Here is an 18,639-nt window from a genome sequence, read left to right as displayed (position 1 = left end):
CACCCACACGCCGCGCGCGGCGAGCTCGCCGCCGTGCGCGGCGAGCACCGCCTCCGGGGAGCCGTCGGCGGCCGCGCCGCCGCCGGGCTCGAGCACGACGACGCGGTCCACGACCGGCAGCCAGGTCTGGACGCGGTGCTCGACGACCACGAGCGTCGCCCCGGTCTCGGCGACCACGCGGGCCACCGCATCCCGCACCTCCTCGACCCCGGCGGGGTCGAGGTTGGCGGTCGGCTCGTCGAGCAGGATGAGGCCCGGCCGCATCGCGATGACGCCGGCGAGCGCGAGCCGCTGGCGCTGCCCGCCCGAGAGCGCCGCGGTGGAGCGGTCGAGGGCGACGTCGAGCCCGACGGCGTCGAGCGCGTCACGCACGCGCGGCCAGATCCCGTCGCGCGGCACCGCGAGGTTCTCGCAGCCGAACGCGACGTCGTCGCCGACGCGCGACATGATCGTGTTGGCCTGCGGGTCCTGCAGCACGAGCCCGGCGAGGCCCCGTCGGCTCGACGGATGCGCGCCGTCGACGAGCAGCTCACCCCGCTCGTGGCCCTCCTCGTCGCCGCCGAGCACGCCCGCGAGCGCCGCGAGCAGCGTCGACTTGCCCGCGCCCGACGGGCCGAGCAGCAGCAGCCGCTCACCGGGCTCGACGTCGAGGTCGAGCCCGGCGAGCGCGGGCGCGCTGCGGCCGGCGTGCTGCCAGCCCCAGTCGCGCGCCCGGATGCGCGAGCCTGTCACCGGGTGCGCGACCGCCCGGAGGCGAACCGGTCGAGCACGCCCGTCGCGGCGAGCGCGCGGGTCAGGAGCCACCCGACGAGGCCCGCGAGGATCGCCCCCGACACCGCGAGGCAGCCGAGGTAGATCGCGAGGAACTCGGCGCTCTTGGCGAGGTTGCCCGACGTGAACAGCTCGAGCGTCCACGCGCCGACCGCTGCGCCCACGCCCGCGAGCATCGCGACCGGCAGTCCGAAGCGGCGGTAGGCGAAGAGCAGGAAGACGAGCTCGGCCCCCAGCCCCTGCGCGATCCCGGAGTAGACGGTCTCGATCGCCCACTGGCTGCCCAGCAGCATCGAGACGGTCGCGGCGAGCAGCTCGACGAAGAGCGCGGCGCCGGGCTTGCGGATGATGAGGCCGCCGAGCACGCCGCCGAGCAGCCAGACGCCGACGGCGAGGCCGCCGAGGCCCGGCGTGAGCGCGTCCATCACGCCGAACCAGGCGCCGCCGACGGCGTTCCAGAGGACGAAGATGAGGCCGGTCGCCACGCCGAGCACGGCGGCGACGACGATGTCGACGACGCGCCAGCGGCCGGTGCGGCGCTGCGGCGTCGAGGTGACGGATGCGGTGGATGCAGTGGTCATGAGGTGCCCTTCTCGGTGGAATGGCACGGGTGCGTGTCCTCCCTGCGCTGGCATGATCCAGATCAGGTTTGACGGTCGAAGGCTTCGGCCTTCCTCTCAGCCCGGCGCACCGGACTCCCGTGTCGCGAGCCATCGTACTCGAGCGGCATGCCAGCCGGGCGCGCCTAGGCTGGAGCCGTGCAGCACATCGGATCGTTCGTCGCGATCGGCGACAGCTTCACGGAGGGCGTCGGCGACGAGCTGCCCGACGGCTCGGTGCGCGGCTGGGCAGACTTCGTCGCCGCGGGCCTCGCGACCGCGCAGGGCGGTGCCGTGCGGTACGCGAACCTCGCGATCCGGGGCCGGAAGCTCGGCCAGATCCTGCACGAGCAGCTCGAGGCCGCGATCGCGCTCGACCCCGACGCGATCAGCATCAACGGCGGCGGCAACGACATCCTCCGGCCGAGGGTGTCGATCGACCACGTCGGGGAGCGCCTGGCCGACGCGGCGCACCGCATCGCGGCCGCGGGCATCCGCCCCATCCTGCTCTCGGGCGGCAACCCGAGCGGCGTGATGCCGATCGGCGCGGTGATGCAGCGGCGCGGCGACGCGCTCGCGCGGGCGGTCGTCTCGCGGACCCGCGACCTCGACGCCGTCTACGTCGACAACTGGTCCGACGTCGAGCTGCGCAGCCCCCGCTTCTGGTCGATCGACCGGCTGCACCTCAACGCCGCAGGGCACGCGCACGTCGCGCGCAACGTGCTGCGCGCGCTCGGCCACCCCGCGCCCGAGGCGTGGCGCGACCTCGCGGGGGCGTCGACCGCCGAGGGCCGGCGCGACCTCGCCTACTACCGCGAGTACGTGCTGCCGTGGCTCGGCCGGCGCTTCACCGGGCGCTCGTCGGGCGACGGCCGCGACCCGAAGCTGCCCGTCTTCGTCGAGGTGCCCCCGATCGCGTGATCGCGGCACGACCGCACGCCGACGGGGCCGCGGCTCGCGCCACGGCCCCGTCGGCCAGCCGGGTGCGTCGGTCGTCAGCCGGCGGCGACCAGCTGCTCCGCGAGCGAGTCGATCGCGCCCGCGAGCGTCTCGACGTGCATGCCGAGGCCCTCCGCGATCGCGTCGGCCGGCAGCTCGCCCGCCGAGATCTCCTCGAAGAAGGCGCCGGCAGCGGGGCGGTAGCCGTCGAGGTCGGTGAGCGCCTGCTCGGCGCCGGCGTCGTCACCGCTCGCGACCGCGACCGCGTAGTCTACGAAGAAGCCGATGTGCTCGCGCCACAGCTCGAGGAACGCCGCACCGTTCTGGTCGCCCGCGAGCGAGCCGATGGCCTCGCTGAGCGCGACGGAGTTGGCGTCGAGCGTGGCTGCCGCGCCCTCGAACGCGGGCGACTCGGGGCCGCCCTCGGCCGTGTAGGCGGTGAAGACAGCGATGCCGGCGAGGTAGACGTGCTCCTGCAGGCCCGCGACGAGCTGCGAGCGGAGCGTCGAGGCCTCATCCGAGACGTCGCCCTCGAGGCCCGCTGCCGCGGCGAGACCGCCGGAGAGCGTCTCGGCCGACGTCACCACGTGTCCCGCGGCCTGCTGCAGGGCGTCGGTCGCGGTCGGCTCGCCCGCCGCGAACGCATCGATCGCGGCACTGAGCGTCTCGACGTGCATCGCGAGGCTCTCGGCGACCGCGGCCGCTGGCAGCTCGCCGCCCGAGACCGACTCGAAGAAGCCTCCTGCCTGCTGCGTGTAGCCCTGCAGCTGCGCGAGGGCCTCGTCGGCCGCGGCCTGGTCGCCGCCCTTGACCGCGACCGCGTAGTCGACGAAGAAGCCGATGTGCTGGCGCCACAGCTCGAGGAACGCCGCGCCCTGCTGCTCGTCGGAGAGCGATGCGACCGCCTCGGAGAGCTCGACCGAGTTCGCGTCGAGCGCCGCCGCCGCGGCCTCGAACTGCGGCGAGTCGGGGCTCGCGTGGTAGGCGGTCGCGACCGCCATGCCGGCGAGGTAGACGTGCTCCTGGAGCAGCGCCGTGAGGTCGGCGCGCAGGTTCGCGGCGTCGGACTCCGCCTCGCCGGGGATCCCGAGCGCGCCGACGAAGCCGCCCGCGAGCGCCGTCGCGGTCTCGGGCATGTGGCCGGCGGCGGTGCGCGCGTCGGCGAACGGGTCGCCCGTGCCCGCGGGCATGAGCATCGATCCGGCCGCCGTCTCCATCGGCGACATCGACGTCTCGGGTGCTGTGCTGGCGCTCGGGGCGGCGGGCGACGAGCACGCGCTCGCCCCCAGGATCACGGCGGCGGCGATGGATCCGACCGCCGTCCGGAGGAAGATGGACTTCCGCATGGTGCGACTCCTCTGTGCAGGGGATGCGCTGCATCCCTCGTCGTGTTGCGTGCAGCAGAGGTTCGCCGCCCTCGCGCGATCGGATTGGAGGAGCTTCAGCCGGCCGGCGCGGTCACGAAGTCGATGAGCTCCTCGACGCGCGCGAGGAGCGCCGGCTCGAGGTCGTTCCAGTCGCGCACGCGGCCGCGGATGCGCTGCCACGCCCGAGCGATGTCCTCCTGCTCGTCGTGCGGCATCCCGAGGCGCTTGAGCGTGCCCTGCTTCCAGTCCTCGCCGCGCGGCACGTCGGGCCAGCGCTCGATGCCGAGCCGCGCGGGCTTGACGGCCTGCCAGATGTCGATGAACGGATGGCCGACGATGCGCACGTGCGCGGCATGCGGTCCGCGGGCGACGGCCTCGGCGATCCGCGTCTCCTTCGAGCCGGGCACGAGGTGGTCGACGAGGATGCCGAGCCGGCGCTCGCGCGAGGGCGCGAACTCCGCGACGACGCCCGCGAGGTCGTCGACGCCGTGAAGCGGCTCGACGACGACGCCCTCGACGCGCAGGTCGTGGCCCCACACCTGCTCGACGAGCTCGGCGTCGTGCGTGCCCTCGACGAGGATGCGGCTCGGGAGCGCCACGCGAGCGCGCAGCCCCTCGACCGCGCGCGAGCCGGATGCGGTGCGCGTGGCCGCCGCCTGCTTCGCCGCGGGCGCGACGAGCTCGACCTCGACGCCGTCGACGAGGAAGCCGCGGCCGAGCGGGAAGAGCCGCACCTTGCCGCGCCGATCCTCGAGCTGCACGTGGCCGGCCTCGATGCCGACGACCGCCCCGACGTAGCCGTCGACCCGCTCGACGACGAGGTCGCGCTCAGCGGGGACGCGGCGCGGCGGTGCTGGGCGCCTCGCGGCCTTCCCCTCCGGCGAGAGCACGTCGCCGCCCCACGAGTCCCAGTCCATCAGCACTCGATCGAGGATAGACGCGCCTCCCCGCTCAGCCCCGCAGGCGCGCGACGGCCTCGAGCGCCGCGAGATCGCCCTGCACGAGGACCCGCGTCACGACCGACGCCTCCCAGCGCGCGAGCCCGTCGCGCACGCGCTCGATGGGCCCGACGAGCGCGATCTCGTCGACGAGCGCGGTGGGCACGGCCGCGATCGCCTCGGCCTTGCGGCCTGCGAGGTACAGCTCCTGGACGCGCACGCACTCCTCCTCGTAGCCGAGCCGCGCGACCGCGTCGAAGTGGAAGTTCGCGCCCTTCGCGCCCATGCCGCCGACGTAGAGGGCGATCATCGGCCGCACCCGGTCGGCAGCCGCCTCGACGTCGGCGTCGACGACGATCGGGACGGGCACCGAGACCTCGAACTCGTCGGCGGGTGGCAGCGAGGCATCGCGCTTCGCGAACCCCTCCGTGAGCAGCGCGCGCGAGGCGGCGTCCTGCGACGGCGAGTAGAGGAACGGCAGCCAGCCGTCGGCGATCTCGGCCGCGAGCGCCGTGTTCTTCGGGCCCTCGGCGGCGAGGTGGATCGGGATGTGCCGCCGGAGCGGGTGCAGCGTCGAGATGAGCGGCTTCCCGAGCCCGGTCGTCCCCTCCCCCGTGAGCGGCAGCGGCAGCTGCGGTCCGGGCGCGGTCACGGGCGCCTCGCGCGCCATGACGCTGCGCAGGATCGCGACGTACTCCCGGGTGCGGGCGAGCGGCTTCGCGAACGGCTGCCCGTACCAGCCCTCGACGACCTGCGGCCCGCTCACGCCGAGCCCGAGGATCACGCGCCCGCCCGAGAGGTGGTCGAGCGTCATGGCTGTCATCGCCGTCGACGCGGCGGTGCGGGCGGAGAGCTGCGCGATGCCGGTCGCGAGCCCGATGCGCGAGGTCGACGCTCCCCACCACGCGAGCGGCGTGAACGCATCCGACCCGTACGCCTCCGAGGTCCACACGGAGTCGAAGCCGAGCCGCTCCGCCGCCTGCACCGCCTCGAGCGCGCCCGCGGGCGGGCCGGCCTTCCAGTAGCCGAGCATGTAGCCGTAGTCCATGGTGCGATCCTGCCAAGGCCGGCCCCGCGCATCCGCCCGCTTGTGCCGCATGCACGAGGCGGGCGCCGCATCCGTAGGCTCGGGCCATGGACTTCCGCATCTTCACCGAGCCCCAGCAGGGCGCGTCCTACGACGAGCTCCTCGCGGTCGCGCTGCGCGCCGAGCGGCTCGGCTTCGACGGCTTCTTCCGCTCCGACCACTACCTGCGCATGGGCGACGGCGATCCGGGCTACGGACCGACGGATGCGTGGACGTCGCTCGCGGGGCTCGCTCGCGACACCGAGCGGGTGCGGCTCGGCACGCTCGTCTCCTCCGTCACCTACCGGCTGCCGGGGATCCTCGCCGTGCAGGTCGCGAACGTCGATCAGATGTCGGGCGGGCGCGTGGAGCTGGGGCTCGGCACCGGCTGGTTCGAGGCGGAGCACCGCGCGCTCGGGATCCCGTTCCCCGAGCGGCGCTTCGACCTGCTCGAGGAGCAGCTCGCGATCGTCACCGGGCTCTGGTCGACGCCGCGCGGGGCGACCTTCTCGTTCGAGGGCGAGCACTACGCGCTCGCCGACTCGCCCGCGCTCCCCAAGCCCGTGCAGGAACGGATCCCGGTGATCGTCGGCGGCCTCGGCGCGAAGCGCACGCCGCGGCTCGCGGCCGAGTTCGGCGACGAGCACAACCTCTCGTTCCCGCCGTTCGAGCGCATCCGGCCGCTGTTCGCGGCGCTCGACGAGGCGATCGAGCGCGCCGAGCGGGAGCGCCCCGTCGTGCGCTCGGTCGCGCTCGTCGCGTGCGTCGGCGACGACGAGGCGACGTTCCGACGGCGGGCGGATGCGATCGGCCGCGAGCCCGAGGACCTGCGGCGGCACGGCGTGGCCGGCTCGCGCAGCGAGGTCGAGGACCTGCTCGGCAGTCTCGCCGCCGACGGCGTCGAGCGCGTCTACCTGCAGGTGCTCGACCTCGAGGACCTCGAGCACCTCGACGAGCTCGCGTCGTTCGCCGGGGTCGCCCCGCTCGTCGCCTGACGCCCGGGAACGCGAGGAGGGGGCTGCCCGCAGGCAGCCCCCTCGTCGTTCGTGGTGTGCGTCAGGCGCTCGTGCGACCGCGGTTGCGGGTGACGAGGCCCCAGATCAGGAGCACGATGATCGCACCGCCGATGGCGAGCAGCCAGGTGGAGAGCGACCAGAACTCGTTGATGCCGACGTTGAACAGCAGCGAGCCGAGCCAGCCGCCGACCAGAGCGCCGACGACGCCCAGGATGAGGGTCATGATCCACCCGCCGCCCTGACGGCCGGGGAGGATCAGCTTCGCGATGGCCCCGGCGATGAGGCCGAGGACGATCCAGCCGAGAATGCCCATTCGTTGTGGTCCCTTCTCTGTGCAGCGGTGCAAGGTGACTCCGCTGGTCCCGCCGTTGCGGAACTGAGACAACCTTCGCGCAGGTTCCTGGAAGGTCCCTGGGCTGTACCTGACTAATCCATAGCCCTTTCCAGCACGATCTCCCGAACCCGGGCCGCGTCCGCCTGGCCCCGCATCGCCTTCATGACGGCGCCGATCACAGCGCCCGCCGCCTGCACCTTGCCGTCGCGGATCTTCTGCAGCACGTCCGGCTGGCCCGCGAGCGCCTCGTCGACCGCGGCCACGAGCGCCGACTCGTCGGAGACGACCTGGAGGCCGCGGGACTCGACGACCTCGGCGGGCGAGCCCTCGCCCGCGATGACGCCCTCGAGCACCTGCCGCGCGAGGCGGTCGGTGAGCGTGCCGGCGTCGATGAGGCCCTGGAGCTGCGCGACGTGGGCGGGCTCGACGAGCGAGGCCGCCTCGACGCCCTGCTCGTTCGCGATCCGCGCGATCTCGCCCGTCCACCACTTGCGGGCGGCCTGCGGCGTGGTCCCCGCGGCGACCGTGGCCTCGACGAGGTGCAGCATGTCGCCGTTCACGACGTCCTGGAACTCCAGGTCGGTGAAGCCCCATTCGGCCTTCAGCCGGCGCCGGTGCGCGACCGGCTGCTCGGGGAGCTCGGCGCGCAGCGACTCGATCAGCTCGCGGCTCGGCTGCACCGGCAGCAGGTCGGGCTCCGGGAAGTAGCGGTAGTCGTCGGCGTCCGACTTCGGCCGGCCCGGGCTCGTCGTGCCCGTGTCCTCGTGCCAGTGGCGGGTCTCCTGCGTGATCGTGCCGCCCGCGGCGAGGATCGCCGCCTGCCGCTGGATCTCGTAGCGCACCGCGCGCTCGACCGAGCGCATCGAGTTGACGTTCTTCGTCTCGGTGCGGGTGCCGAGCCGCTCCTGGCCGCGGGGCCGCAGGCTCACGTTCGCGTCGCAGCGCAGGTTGCCGCGCTCCATGCGCGCCTCGGAGATCCCGAGCGCGAGCACGATGTCGCGGATCGCCGCGACGTAGCGCTTCGCGAGCTCGGGCGCGTCGTGCTCGGCGCCGAAGATCGGCTTCGTGACGATCTCGACGAGCGGCACGCCCGCGCGGTTGTAGTCGACGAGCGAGTACTCGGCGCCCTGGATCCGGCCCGTCGAGCCGCCCACGTGCGTGAGCTTGCCCGCGTCCTCCTCCATGTGCGCGCGCTCGATCGGGATCGAGAAGCGGCGGCCGTCGGCGAGCTCGACCTCGACCGCGCCGTCGAAGGCGATGGGCTCGTCGTACTGCGAGATCTGGTAGTTCTTCGGCACGTCGGGGTAGAAGTAGTTCTTCCGCGCGAACCGGCTCGACGGCGCGATCTCGCAGCCGAGCGCGAGCCCGAGCGAGATCGAGTAGCGCACCGCCTCCTCGTTGACGACCGGCAGGCTGCCCGGCAGGCCGAGGCTCAGCGGGTCGACGAGCGTGTTCGGCGCCGCGTCGTGGAAGTCGGGGTGCGCGGGGTTCGGCGCGCCGGAGAACATCTTCGTGCGCGTGCCCAGCTCGACGTGCACCTCGAACCCGAGCACCGGCTCGAACAGCTCGAGCGCCCTGTCGAAGTCCATCAGCCTGTCCTTCATCGGGCGCCTCCTGCGAGCTCCGGTGCCTTCGTCGTGAGGATGCCGCCCCAGCGGTCGGCGAGCAGCGCCTCGATCGCGGCGCCGGCGCGGTAGAGCCGCTCGTCCTCGAACATCGGCGCGAGGAGCTGGAGCCCCACCGGCAGGCCGTCGTCGCCGACGCCCATCGGCAGGCCCATGCCGGGGATCCCCGCGAGGTTCGCGGGGATCGTGGTGATGTCGTTGACGTACATCGCGAGCGGGTCGTCGAGCTTCTCGCCGAGCTTGAACGCCGTCGTGGGCGCCGCGGGGCTGATGAGCAGGTCGGCCTGCTCGAACGCGGCGTCGAAGTCGCGCTGGATGAGCGTGCGCACCTTCTGCGCCGAGCCGTAGTACGCGTCGTAGTAGCCCGCGGAGAGCGCGTAGGTGCCGAGGATGATGCGGCGCTTGACCTCGGCGCCGAACCCGGCCTCGCGCGTCGCGCCCATGACCTCCTCGACCGTCTGCCCCGCCTGCTCGACGCGGAGGCCGAACCGCACGGAGTCGAAGCGCGCGAGGTTGCTGGACGCCTCGGCGGGGAGGATGAGGTAGTACGCGGCGACGGAGTAGGCGAACGACGGGCACGAGACCTCGACGACCTCGGCCCCCGCGTCGGTGAGCAGCTGGACGGTCTCCTGGAACCGCGCCTGCACGTCGTCGGCGATGCCGTCGCTGTCGAGCTCCTTCACGACGCCGACCCGGACGCCGGCGAGGTCGCCGCGCGCCGCGCCCTCGCGCGCGGCGGCCGCGAACGAGGGCCATTCGCGCTGCAGGCTCGTCGAGTCGTGCGGGTCGTGGCCGCCGATGACGTCGTGGATGAGCGCGGAGTCGAGCACCGTGCGGGTCACGGGACCGACCTGGTCGAGGCTCGAGGCGAGCGCGATCGCGCCGTAGCGGCTCACGCCGCCGTAGGTGGGCTTGACGCCGACCGTGCCCGTGACCGCGGCCGGCTGCCGGATCGAGCCGCCGGTGTCCGAGCCGAGCGCGAAGGGCGCCTCGAACGCCGCGACCGCGGCCGCCGAGCCGCCGCCCGAACCGCCCGGGATGCGCTCGAGGTCCCACGGGTTGCGGGTCGGGCCGTAGGCCGAGTGCTCGGTGGAGGAGCCCATCGCGAACTCGTCCATGTTGGTCTTGCCGAGGGGCACGAGCCCCGCATCCTTGAGCCGCGCGACGACGGTCGCGTCGTAGGGCGGGATCCAGCCCTCGAGGATGCGTGAGCCCGAGGTCGAGGGCATGCCGACCGTGCAGAGCACGTCCTTGATCGCGACCGGCGCGCCCGCGAGCTCGTGCAGCTGCTCGCCCGCCGCCCGGCGCGCGTCGATCGCGCGCGCCTGCTCGAGCGCGGCGTCGTTGACGTGGAGGAAGGCGTGGACGTCGCCGTCGACCGCCGCGATGCGGTCGAGGTGGGCCTGGGTCGCCTCGACGCTCGAGACCTCTCCGGCGGTCAGCAGCGCCGCGAGCTCGTGGCCCGCGAGGCGCGTGAGGTCGTCGCCGCGCTCCATCACTGCTCCTCCCCCAGGATCGCCGAGACGCGGAAGCGCTCGCCGTCGTGGCTCGGCGCCCCGCTGAAGACGTGCTCGCGGTCGAGCGTGCCGCCGACGACGTCCTCGCGCATGACGTTCGCGAGCGGCACGGGGTGGCTCGTGGCGGGCACGTCGGGACCGGCGATCTCGCTCACGGTCGCGATCGCGTCGACGATCGCGGAGAGCTCGCTCGTGAGGCTCGTCACCTCGTCGTCGGTGAGCGCGATGCGAGCGAGGCCAGCGAGATGCTGGACGTCGTCGCGGGTGATCTCGGACATGCGTCTCCTGGATGCGTGGGGCGGCGGTGGTGAGGAGGGTCCGGCGGCGCGTCGCGCTCGCGCGCGGCGCAGCCCGGCCCGGGCTCCTCGGGACCCACGGGGATGGGCCCCCACGAGCCTCAATCCTACGGCTGGGCGAGGAGCGCCCAGATCGCGAGCGCCTCGACCGCGACGGCCGCCGCGATGCACGCGCCGCGGTGGTCGGCCGCCGTCGCGAGCGCCTCGCGCACCACCGCGCCAGGTCGGTACGACGGCCGGGTCCACGCGCCGATCACCGTGCCGTCGAGACCCGCGCGCTCGAGGAGCCACGCCGTCCGGTACGCGTGGTAGCCGCTCGTCACCACCGCGAGCGGCCCGGGTGCGGCTGCGAGCAGGGGCTTCGCGAGCTCGAGGTTCTCGCGCGTCGACGTCGACGCGTCCTCGAGGTCGATCGCCCCGACGGGCACCCCGAGGTGGTCGACGAGGTGCTCGGCCATCGCCGACGCCTCGGTGCGCACCTCGTCCGGGCCCTGACCGCCCGCGACGACGATGCGCGCGTCGGGCCGGTGCTCGCGCGCGGCCCGCCAGACCTCGGCGCCGCGCTCGACGCGGCGTCGCAGGAGCGGCCCCACCTGGCGCCCCCTCAGGCCCGCGCCCAGGATGAGCACGACGCCGGGCGATGCTGCTCCGCGGCTGCTGCCGTGGAGCAGCATCGCGCCCACGAGCGCCGCGAAGCCGAGTCCGGCGAGCCACAGCGGCGCCGCGAGCAGCAGCGCGGCGCGCGCGAGCCCGGGCGCGAGCGCCGAGGCGCCGGCCGAGTCGCCGGTCACCGCCGAGGGCGACCCGGATGCGCCGGAGGGGTATCCCGTCGAGCCGCCGACCGCGTTCCCGGAGTGCGCGGCGCTCGAGGGCGCCGTCGCGGGGCTCACGAGCGGGCTCGCCTTCGACCAGGCGGCGAGCGACGCGCAGGACCAGGAGGACATCGCGGTCGAGCGCCAGTGCGCGTGGACCGCGGGCGGCAGCACGCTGCGCCTGACGCTCAGCGGCATCACGTTCTCGCCGGACGAGCTCGTGGCGCTGTCGGGATCGCGCCTGATGGTGGCGGATGCGGCGGCGAACGAGCGCGGGCTGTTCGTGATGGGCGTGGGCGAGCCGCCCGTGCTGAGCGAGCCCTTCTCGGGCACCGTGAACCTCTTCGACCAGTTCGAGACCGTCTCGGTCGGCTGGGACGGCGGCGACGCCGCGTTCACCGGGCAGCAGGCGGTCGACGCCGCGGTCGCGGTGCACGACGTCATCCGCGGCTAGCGGGTCGCGCGGCGCAGCTCCTCCCCGAGCGCGGCGATCCCGGTCTGGACCTCCGCGAACGTCGTCGAGAGCGGCGAGAGCCCGATGCGGATGCCGTCGGGCGCGCGGAAGTCGCCGATGACGCCCCGCTCCCACAGCCGCGCGTTGACCTCGCGGAACGACGGATGCGCGACGGTGAGGTGGCTGCCCCGGTGCGGCCCGGCGGGCGGGCTCGCGAGCGCCGCGCCGAGCGGCAGCACGTGGGCGGCGAGCGCCTGCTCGGCGAAGTCCGTGAGCGCGAGCGACTTCGCGTGCACCGCCTCGATGCCGACCTGCTCGATGAGCTCGACCATCGCCTCGAGCGCGACGGTCGCGAGCACGGGCGGAGTGCCGCTCAGGAAGCGGGCGACCCCGCTCGCGGGCTCGTAGCGCTCGGCCATCGCGAAGACGTCGGCGGCGCCCATCCACCCCTGGATCGGCTGCTCGAGGGCGCCCTGCAGGTCGGCGCGCACGTAGCCGAAGGCGGGCGAGCCGGGCCCGCCGTTCAGGTACTTGTAGGTGCAGCCGACCGCGAGGTCGGCGCCGGCCGCATCCAGCCCGACGGGCAGCACGCCTGCCGAGTGGCAGAGGTCCCACAGCACGAGCGCGCCCGCCGCGTGCGCCGCCGCGGTGATGCCCGGCACATCGGCGACGAAGCCGGAGCGGTAGGCGACGTGGCACAGCAGCACGAGCGCGGTGCGCTCCCCGACCGCTCGCTCGACCTGCTCGAGCGTGGCGCCCGCGGCCCGGTCGACGCGGATCCAGCGGACGGTGAGGCCGCGCTCGGCCGCGATGCCCTCGACGACGAAGCGGTCGGTCGGGAAGCTGTCGTCGTCGATGACGATCTCGGTGCGCCCCGGCCGCGCCTCGACCGCGGCGCGCGCGAGCTTGTACAGGAGCACCGTGGTCGAGTCGCCGATGAACGCCTGCCCGGGGGCGGCGCCCACGAGCGCGCCGATGCGGTCGCCGAGCTCGAACGGCCGGCGCATCCACGCCTCGTCCCAGCGGCGGATGAGCCGCGTCCCCCACTCCTCGCCGATGAAGCGCGAGAAGCGCTCCGGCAGGTCGGCGAGCGGCCGGCCGAGCGAGTTGCCGTCGAGGTAGGCGACGACGTCGCCCTCGCGCACGAAGCGGCGGGTGTGCTCGGCGAGCGGGTCGGCGGCGTCGAGCTCGGCGGCGAGGGCCGCCGTGTCGGCGTGGGCTGCGCGGGTCATGCGTCCTCCGGGTGGAACCAGGTGTACGGCAGCGAGCGCGCCCGCTGCAGGTGGGCGAGGAAGGTCTCGTCGTCGTGCACGCCCGCCGGGGCGGTGCCGATGCTCGGTCCCGCCGGCAGCAGGTGCTCGCTCACGAGCGCGTCGACGAGCGCCGTGCCCTCGATGCCCGCCTGGCGGAGCGCGGCGAGCTCGAGCGGGTCGAGGTCGAAGCGCTCGATCCCGTTGCCGAGGTCGGTGCCGTAGGAGACGGCTCCCCCGGCGGCCGCGAAGCGGGCGAGGTTGTCGACGGCGCGCGCGAACGCGAGGTCGTCGCCGTCGCGGCCGTGCATCGCGAGCGTCGAGATCCACGTCTGGCGCTCGGCGGCCTCGGCGACCACGTCGTCCGGCAGGCGCTGGCTCCACGGGGTGTGCGCGAGCACGTCGACGCCCGCGGCGAGCGCCCGCTGGACCTGCCCGGCGCCCTGCGCGTGCGCGACGAGCGGCAGGCCCGCGGCGTGCGCCTCGAGGGCGATCGCCTCGAGCAGCGCGTCGTCGGGGACGGGTCCGTCGTCGCTGTCGAGCACGACCTTGACGGCGGATGCGCCGGCCGCGGCCTGCGCGCGGACCGAGCACGCCGCGCCGCTCGCGTGGGCGAGCTCGACGACCGACCCCGGCGGCGCCCATGCGCGATCCGACGGGTAGCCGCCGACCGCGGTGTGGAACGGGCCCGCGAACCGCACGTCGACGCCCGGGTGCGCGCCCCGCACCGCCGCCGAGAGCGCAGGGAGCGCCGCGGGCGCCCAGCCGAGGTCGAGCACGCGCCCGAGCGCGGTCGGCACGTGCTCGACGGCGCGGCTGAGCCCGAGGTGCACGTGCGCGTCGGTGATCGGCGGCAGCAGCGGCCCACGGATGCCGGTGCGGACGCGGCGCGCGTCGAGCGCAGGCACGAGCCGCATGCCGGTCACGCTCAGCTCGACCACCGCATCCGTCACCCACGCCCCGCCGATGCGGGCGCGGTCGACGCGCGCGATGACCGGCTCCTGCGGCTCGTCGCGCTCCGGCCCGCCGCCCGGGCGGGGCGGGGGCGTCACTGCCCGATCCGCGTGCGCACCGCGTAGAGCTCGGGGAAGAAGGTCAGCTCGAGCGCGCGCCGGAGGAACCCGACGCCGCTCGAGCCGCCCGTGCCCGGCTTCTCGCCGATCGTGCGCGTCACGGTGCGCAGGTGCCGGAAGCGCCAGAACTGGAAGTTGTCCTCGAGGTCGACAAGCTCCTCGCACGTCTCGTAGGCGCGCCAATGGTCGTCGTCGCGCCCCTCGCCCGCCGCCTCGTAGATGCGCTGGAAGACCGGCACGAGCTCCTCGGTGTAGACGTGCGCCTTCGTCACGTCGCGCTCGAGCACCGCGCGCGGCACGTCGTGCCCGTGGCGCGCGAGGAGGCGGAGGAACTCGTCGTAGAGGCTCGGCCGGTGCAGCTCGGCCTCGAGCGCGGCGTGCTCGGCGGGGCTCGACTCGAACACCTCCAGCATCCGCTCGTGCTTGTTGCCGAGCGCGAACTCGACGCAGCGGTACTGCGCGCTCTGGAAGCCCGACGCGCTCGCGAGGGCGCCGCGGAACTGGGCGTACTCGGTGGGCGTCAGGGTCGCGAGCACCGACCACTGCTGCGTCAGCACCTCCTGGATGTGCTTCACGCGCGCGATGCGCTTGAGCGCCGCGCCGAGGTCGTCGGCCGCGAGCTGCACGCGGGCGTCGTCGAGCTCGTGCAGCACGAGCTTGAGCCACAGCTCGGTCGTCTGGTGCTGGATGATGAACAGCAGCTCGTCGTGGTGCTCGGGCTCGCTCCTCGGGTGCTGCGACGCGAGCAGCGTGTCGAGCCCGAGGTACGAGCCGTACGTCATCCGCTCGCGCAGATCGGTGACGACCCCCGCCTCGATCTCGCGGGTGTTGTGCTCGACGGCCACGGCGCCTCCCTCGGTGCTCGAGACCACGCTAGCCGTGCCGCCGCGTCAGCGGGTCGCGACGATCGCGGTGACGCCGAGCGCGTCGTCCGTGCGCGCGTCGCAGGCGGTGAAGCCGCTGTCGCGCAGCAGCGCTGTCGCGGTCTCGAGCTGGTGCCGGGCGACCTCGACGACCGCGATCCCGCCGGGCAGCAGTCGCCGCAGCATCGCCGGGGCGTGCTCGGCGAGCGGGTCGAGCCCGTCGCTGCCGCCGTCGAGCGCGAGCAGCGGCTCGTGCTCGGTCGCGTCGTGCGGCAGGAGCGCGAGCTGCGCGGTGGGCACGTACGGGAGGTTCGCCGCGATCACGTCGAAGGGCGCGGATGCGTCGGCGCCGGCCGCGTCGACGACGCGCGGATCCAGGCGGTCCAGCGCGTCGATGCCGTCGCCGAGCACGACGAGCGCTCCCGGCAGGTTCTCGCGCGCGCACGCGACCGCTGCCGGGTCGGCGTCGATCGCGACCACCCGGATGCCCGGCACCCGGTGGAGCGCGAGCGCGGCGATCGCGCCGGTGCCGCAGCCGAGGTCGAGCAGCCGCGGCGTCCTCGTCGCCCCGGGCTCCCGCACCGCAGTCGCGTCGGCGAGCTCGCGCAGCCGGTCGGCGACGATCGTCGCGAGCAGCTCCGTGCGACGGCGTGGCACGAACACCCCCGGGTGCACCGCGACGCGCAGCTCGGCGAACCGGGCGCTGCCCACGATGTGCTCGATCGGCTCCCCGAGGGTGCGGCGCTCGACCATCATCTCGATCGCCCACGGGTCGTCGATCCTCGCGGCGCGCTGCAGCTCGGCGAGCTCGCGCTCGGGGAAGACGCTGCCCGAGTCGCGCAGCGCCGCCACCAGCTCGTCCGGCTCCCGCAGCTCCATCGCTCGCGACGATAGCCTGCCGAGGTGCTGATCGCCGATGACGCCCTCGACGACCTCGTGGCGCTCGTGCGGGTGCCGACCGAGCGGCCGGAGCAGCTCCCCGCCTTCCGTGCGGCGCTCGAGCAGCGCTTCCCCCGCGTGCTCGCGGCGCTCGAGGTCGAGCTCGTCGGCGACACGATCCTCGCCCGCTGGCCCGGGCGCGGCGGGGGCGCGCCCGCCCTCCTCATGGCCCACCAGGACGTCGTGCCCGCCCCCGAGACCGGCTGGACGCATCCGCCGTACTCGGGCCACCGCGACGCCACCCACGTCTGGGGACGCGGCACGCTCGACGACAAGGGCTCGCTCGTCGCGATCCTCGTCGCGATCCAATCCCTGCTCGCAGACGGATTCGCGCCCGAGCGCGACGTGTGGCTCGTGCTCGGCCACGACGAGGAGACGATGGGCACGGGCGCCGAGCGCGCGATCGCCGAGCTCGCCGCGCGCGGCGTGCGCCCCGCGTGGGCGCTCGACGAGGGCGGGGCGATCGTCGAGCCGCCGATCGCCGGGCTCGAGCGCGACGTCGCGGTCGTCGGCGTCGCGCTCGCGCTCTGGAGCCGCGGCCGGATCGCGCCCTCGCTCGCGATGGTGTGGGGGCTGACGTGGATCGCGGTCGGCCGGCTCGCGGACGAGCCCGCCTCGACCGCGACCGGCATCGCGGCGATCATCGCCGCCCTCGCGATCGGCGCGGCCACCGCAGTGGCGCGCATCCGCGCCGGAGGCGGTGAGCCCGGCTCGCGCTCGGGGCGATGGGGCAGACTGACGCCGTGACCGAGACCATCGCCGCGCTCGACCGCCTCGACGCGCTCCGCTCCGCGCTCGAGGGCGTCGCGCTGCCGCTCGAGGTCGCGGGCGCCGACGCCGCGCGGGATGCGCGCCGCGCCGCGGTGCGCCAGGTCGACGACTACATCCGCCCGCGGCTCAGCCACCTCGACGCGCCGCTGCTCGCGGTCGTCGGCGGCTCCACGGGTGCGGGCAAGTCGACGCTCGTGAACGCGCTCGTCGGCCACCCCGTCACGCGCACCGGCGTCATCCGCCCGACGACGCGGCAGCCGATCCTGCTCCACTCCCCCGCCGACGCCGCCTGGTTCGCCTCCACGCGCATCCTGCCGGGCCTCGCCCGCATCACCGGCGTCGTGCGGGAGGCGCCGGCGCACGAGGCGGGCGACGATCCCGACGCCGCGCTCGTCGGCTCGGTCGTGCTCGTCGCCGACGAGCGGGTGCCGCGCGACCTCGCGATCCTCGACGCCCCCGACGTCGACTCGATCGCCGACGAGAACCGTCGGCTCGCGGCGCAGCTCCTCGCCGCGGCCGACCTCTGGCTGTTCTCGACGACCGCGAACCGCTACGCCGACGCGGTGCCGTGGGGACTGCTCGACGACGCCGCGGCGCGCGACATCACCGTCGGCGTGGTGCTCAACCGCGTGCCGCCCGGGGCGGAGGCGGAGATCGAGGCGGACCTGCGGCAGATGCTGGGCATGCGCGGCCTCGGCTCCGCACCGGTGTTCGTCGTGCCCGAGTCGCCGCTCGACGCGCAGGGCATGCTGCCGGAGGCGGCGATCGCGCCGATCCGCCGCTGGCTGCAGGGCATCGCCGGCGACCGGGCCGAGCGCGCCCGCATCGCGGGGCGCACGCTCGCGGGGGCGGTCGACCGGCTCGGCGTGACGGCGCGCGCGATCGCCGACGCGCGCGACGAGCAGCTCGTCGTCGCGCGCGATCTGCGCGACTCCGTGCGCACCTCCTACGACGACGCCGCCGAGCGCGTCGGTGACGCGACCCGCGACGGCGTGCTGCTGCGCGGCGAGGTGCTCGCCCGCTGGCAGGACTTCGTCGGCACGTCCGACGTGTTCCGCACCGTCGAGTCCTGGTACTCGCGCGCCAGGGACCGCGTCGTCGCATGGTTCGAGGGCCGGCCGGCGCCTGCGGTCGAGGTCGAGCACGAGATCGAGAGCGGGCTGCACGCCGTCATGGTCGACCAGGCCGGCCGCGCGGCGTCCGACGCCTGGTCGCGCGTGCGGCAGAGCGCCGTCGGGCGGCAGCTGACGAGCGGAGCCGACCTCGCGCATCCGTCGCCCGACCTGTCCGAGCGGGCAAGCCGGCTCGTGCGGGACTGGCAGCAGGGGCTCATCGAGCTCATCACCGAGCAGGCGGCGGGCAAGCGCACGAAGGCGCGCGTCATGTCGCTCGGCCTCAACGTCATCACGGTCGCGCTCATGGTCGTCGTGTTCGGCTCGACGGGCGGTCTCACCGGCGCCGAGCTCGCGATCGCCGGCGGCTCGGCGGTCGTCGGGCAGAAGCTGCTCGAGACGATCTTCGGCGAGGACGCGGTGCGCCGCCTCGCCGCGCAGGCGCGCGACGACCTCGAGGTGCGCGTGCGAGCGCTCATGGCCGACGAGGCGGCGCGCTGGGACGCGCTGCTCGAGCCGGTCGAGCAGGGCACGACGGCGGATGCGCTGCGCGATTCGGCGGCGGAGCTCGCGGTGGCGATGCGGCGCGTGGGCCGCGCGCCGGCGCCCGACGCGGCGGGCACGTCGCACGAGGTGCAGCGCAGCGACTTCGTCGAGGGAGAGGCGCTCCCCGACGACGACGTCGAGGCGCCGCTCGAGGGCGAGGCCGACGAGGTGCGGGAGCTCGAGGCGCGGCGCGGGCGGTGGGCGCCGCTCGAGGAGCGCCCGGGCGGCACCGAGGGCGACTCGTGAGCGAGCCGACGGTCGACGCGCTGCTCGGCGCGGTGCAGGCGATGGCCGCGAGGACCGCCGAGGCGTTCGGGACGCGCGCCGAGGCGGTGCGCATCGAGGGCGAGC

At 74.8% G+C, this 18,639-nt stretch carries 19 protein-coding genes and 1 riboswitch; of the genes, 5 read left to right on the top strand and 14 right to left on the bottom strand.

Annotation, left to right across the window (positions count from 1 at the left end; all coding sequences use genetic code 11):
- Positions 1-732, bottom strand: a 732-nt coding sequence (locus tag NWP09_RS05695) for an ABC transporter ATP-binding protein (protein WP_258274570.1), incomplete at its 3' end; no start/stop codon positions are given.
- Positions 729-1,352, bottom strand: a complete 624-nt coding sequence (locus NWP09_RS05690) for an ECF transporter S component (protein ID WP_258274569.1) — start codon at positions 1,350-1,352, stop codon at positions 729-731. The genes NWP09_RS05690 and NWP09_RS05695, both read right to left, overlap by 4 nt.
- A 21-nt stretch (positions 1,353-1,373) precedes the next feature.
- Positions 1,374-1,483: riboswitch (TPP riboswitch) on the bottom strand.
- Positions 1,484-1,529: 46 nt separating this feature from the next.
- Here NWP09_RS05690 and NWP09_RS05685 point away from each other — a divergent pair.
- On the top strand, positions 1,530-2,291 hold the full coding sequence (locus tag NWP09_RS05685) for an SGNH/GDSL hydrolase family protein (RefSeq protein ID WP_258274568.1): 762 nt from the start codon (positions 1,530-1,532) through the stop codon (positions 2,289-2,291).
- 74 nt (positions 2,292-2,365) lie between these two features.
- Here NWP09_RS05685 and NWP09_RS05680 read toward each other — a convergent pair whose 3' ends face one another.
- The 3 genes from NWP09_RS05680 to NWP09_RS05670 all read right to left on the bottom strand — a co-directional run bounded on the left by NWP09_RS05680 (position 2,366) and on the right by NWP09_RS05670 (position 5,662).
- Entirely contained in the window at positions 2,366-3,655 is a 1,290-nt protein-coding gene (locus NWP09_RS05680; RefSeq protein WP_258274567.1) for a hypothetical protein, read from the bottom strand.
- A 95-nt stretch (positions 3,656-3,750) separates the two neighbouring features.
- Positions 3,751-4,593, bottom strand: coding sequence for a DUF3097 domain-containing protein (locus NWP09_RS05675; protein WP_258274566.1), 843 nt, complete (start codon positions 4,591-4,593; stop codon positions 3,751-3,753).
- A gap of 34 nt (positions 4,594-4,627) precedes the next feature.
- On the bottom strand, positions 4,628-5,662 hold the full coding sequence (locus tag NWP09_RS05670) for an LLM class F420-dependent oxidoreductase (RefSeq protein WP_258274565.1): 1,035 nt from the start codon (positions 5,660-5,662) through the stop codon (positions 4,628-4,630).
- An 86-nt stretch (positions 5,663-5,748) separates the two neighbouring features.
- Between NWP09_RS05670 and NWP09_RS05665 the strand changes: the two genes are divergently transcribed.
- A complete protein-coding gene (locus NWP09_RS05665; protein ID WP_258274564.1) occupies positions 5,749-6,675 on the top strand; it encodes an LLM class F420-dependent oxidoreductase in 927 nt (308 codons plus the stop codon).
- A gap of 61 nt (positions 6,676-6,736) precedes the next feature.
- On the opposite strand, the gene NWP09_RS05660 is transcribed toward NWP09_RS05665, so the two are convergent.
- The 5 genes from NWP09_RS05660 to NWP09_RS05640 form a co-directional block, all read right to left on the bottom strand.
- Complete coding sequence (locus NWP09_RS05660) at positions 6,737-7,009, bottom strand: GlsB/YeaQ/YmgE family stress response membrane protein (RefSeq protein WP_258274563.1); 273 nt, start codon at positions 7,007-7,009, stop codon at positions 6,737-6,739.
- Positions 7,010-7,122: 113 nt separating this feature from the next.
- Positions 7,123-8,634, bottom strand: coding sequence for an Asp-tRNA(Asn)/Glu-tRNA(Gln) amidotransferase subunit GatB (gene gatB, locus NWP09_RS05655; protein WP_258274562.1), 1,512 nt, complete (start codon positions 8,632-8,634; stop codon positions 7,123-7,125).
- Positions 8,631-10,151: an Asp-tRNA(Asn)/Glu-tRNA(Gln) amidotransferase subunit GatA gene (gatA, locus tag NWP09_RS05650; RefSeq protein ID WP_258274561.1), complete on the bottom strand. Its 1,521-nt coding sequence runs from the start codon at positions 10,149-10,151 to the stop codon at positions 8,631-8,633. The genes gatB and gatA overlap by 4 nt, the downstream gene beginning before the upstream one ends.
- Entirely contained in the window at positions 10,151-10,450 is a 300-nt protein-coding gene (gatC, locus tag NWP09_RS05645) for an Asp-tRNA(Asn)/Glu-tRNA(Gln) amidotransferase subunit GatC (RefSeq protein ID WP_258274560.1), read from the bottom strand. The genes gatA and gatC overlap by 1 nt, the downstream gene beginning before the upstream one ends.
- A 125-nt stretch (positions 10,451-10,575) precedes the next feature.
- Complete coding sequence (locus NWP09_RS05640; RefSeq protein ID WP_258274559.1) at positions 10,576-11,097, bottom strand: YdcF family protein; 522 nt, start codon at positions 11,095-11,097, stop codon at positions 10,576-10,578.
- On the opposite strand from NWP09_RS05640, the gene NWP09_RS05635 reads away from it, so the two are divergent.
- The gene (locus NWP09_RS05635; protein WP_258274558.1) at positions 11,090-11,734 is read left to right on the top strand and encodes a hypothetical protein; all 645 of its coding nucleotides are present in this window, start codon (positions 11,090-11,092) and stop codon (positions 11,732-11,734) included. The two genes, NWP09_RS05640 and NWP09_RS05635, sit on opposite strands and share 8 nt — an antisense overlap.
- On the opposite strand, the gene NWP09_RS05630 is transcribed toward NWP09_RS05635, so the two are convergent.
- Genes NWP09_RS05630 through NWP09_RS05615 form a run of 4 tightly spaced genes read right to left on the bottom strand, consistent with a single transcriptional unit; the run spans position 11,731 to position 15,799 of the window.
- Positions 11,731-12,966 carry a kynureninase gene (locus NWP09_RS05630; protein ID WP_258274557.1) on the bottom strand — a complete coding sequence of 412 codons (1,236 nt, stop codon included), beginning with the start codon at positions 12,964-12,966 and terminating at the stop codon, positions 11,731-11,733. The two genes, NWP09_RS05635 and NWP09_RS05630, sit on opposite strands and share 4 nt — an antisense overlap.
- Entirely contained in the window at positions 12,963-14,036 is a 1,074-nt protein-coding gene (locus NWP09_RS05625; protein WP_258274556.1) for a hydrolase, read from the bottom strand. Before NWP09_RS05625 ends, NWP09_RS05630 begins: the two co-directional genes overlap by 4 nt.
- Entirely contained in the window at positions 14,033-14,902 is an 870-nt protein-coding gene (locus NWP09_RS05620; protein ID WP_258274555.1) for a tryptophan 2,3-dioxygenase, read from the bottom strand. The genes NWP09_RS05625 and NWP09_RS05620 overlap by 4 nt, the downstream gene beginning before the upstream one ends.
- 45 nt (positions 14,903-14,947) lie before the next feature.
- A complete protein-coding gene (locus NWP09_RS05615) occupies positions 14,948-15,799 on the bottom strand; it encodes a HemK/PrmC family methyltransferase (protein ID WP_258274554.1) in 852 nt (283 codons plus the stop codon).
- Between the two features lie 24 nt (positions 15,800-15,823).
- Between NWP09_RS05615 and NWP09_RS05610 the strand changes: the two genes are divergently transcribed.
- Both NWP09_RS05610 and NWP09_RS05605 read left to right on the top strand, forming a co-directional pair.
- Entirely contained in the window at positions 15,824-16,606 is a 783-nt protein-coding gene (locus tag NWP09_RS05610) for a M20/M25/M40 family metallo-hydrolase (RefSeq protein WP_258274553.1), read from the top strand.
- Entirely contained in the window at positions 16,603-18,534 is a 1,932-nt protein-coding gene (locus NWP09_RS05605) for a dynamin family protein (RefSeq protein ID WP_258274552.1), read from the top strand. The genes NWP09_RS05610 and NWP09_RS05605 overlap by 4 nt, the downstream gene beginning before the upstream one ends.
- Positions 18,535-18,639 lie beyond the last annotated feature (105 nt).

The sequence above is a fragment of the Agrococcus sp. HG114 genome, from assembly GCF_024723325.1.
Lineage (GTDB): Bacteria > Actinomycetota > Actinomycetes > Actinomycetales > Microbacteriaceae > Agrococcus.
This window is presented reverse-complemented; position numbering and strand designations above follow the sequence as displayed.

Bases quoted from the DNA above. Each gene is read 5' to 3' on its own strand.
- NWP09_RS05690 (WP_258274569.1), bottom strand. From the start codon at position 1,352: ATGACCACTGCATCCACCGCATCCGTCACCTCGACGCCGCAGCGCCGC.
- NWP09_RS05680 (WP_258274567.1), bottom strand. From the start codon at position 3,655: ATGCGGAAGTCCATCTTCCTCCGGACGGCGGTCGGATCCATCGCCGCC.
- NWP09_RS05675 (WP_258274566.1), bottom strand. From the start codon at position 4,593: ATGGACTGGGACTCGTGGGGCGGCGACGTGCTCTCGCCGGAGGGGAAG.
- NWP09_RS05670 (WP_258274565.1), bottom strand. From the start codon at position 5,662: ATGGACTACGGCTACATGCTCGGCTACTGGAAGGCCGGCCCGCCCGCG.
- NWP09_RS05665 (WP_258274564.1), top strand. From the start codon at position 5,749: ATGGACTTCCGCATCTTCACCGAGCCCCAGCAGGGCGCGTCCTACGAC.
- NWP09_RS05660 (WP_258274563.1), bottom strand. From the start codon at position 7,009: ATGGGCATTCTCGGCTGGATCGTCCTCGGCCTCATCGCCGGGGCCATC.
- gatB (WP_258274562.1), bottom strand. From the start codon at position 8,634: ATGAAGGACAGGCTGATGGACTTCGACAGGGCGCTCGAGCTGTTCGAG.
- gatA (WP_258274561.1), bottom strand. From the start codon at position 10,151: ATGGAGCGCGGCGACGACCTCACGCGCCTCGCGGGCCACGAGCTCGCG.
- gatC (WP_258274560.1), bottom strand. From the start codon at position 10,450: ATGTCCGAGATCACCCGCGACGACGTCCAGCATCTCGCTGGCCTCGCT.
- NWP09_RS05635 (WP_258274558.1), top strand. From the start codon at position 11,090: ATGAGCACGACGCCGGGCGATGCTGCTCCGCGGCTGCTGCCGTGGAGC.
- NWP09_RS05630 (WP_258274557.1), bottom strand. From the start codon at position 12,966: ATGACCCGCGCAGCCCACGCCGACACGGCGGCCCTCGCCGCCGAGCTC.
- NWP09_RS05615 (WP_258274554.1), bottom strand. From the start codon at position 15,799: ATGGAGCTGCGGGAGCCGGACGAGCTGGTGGCGGCGCTGCGCGACTCG.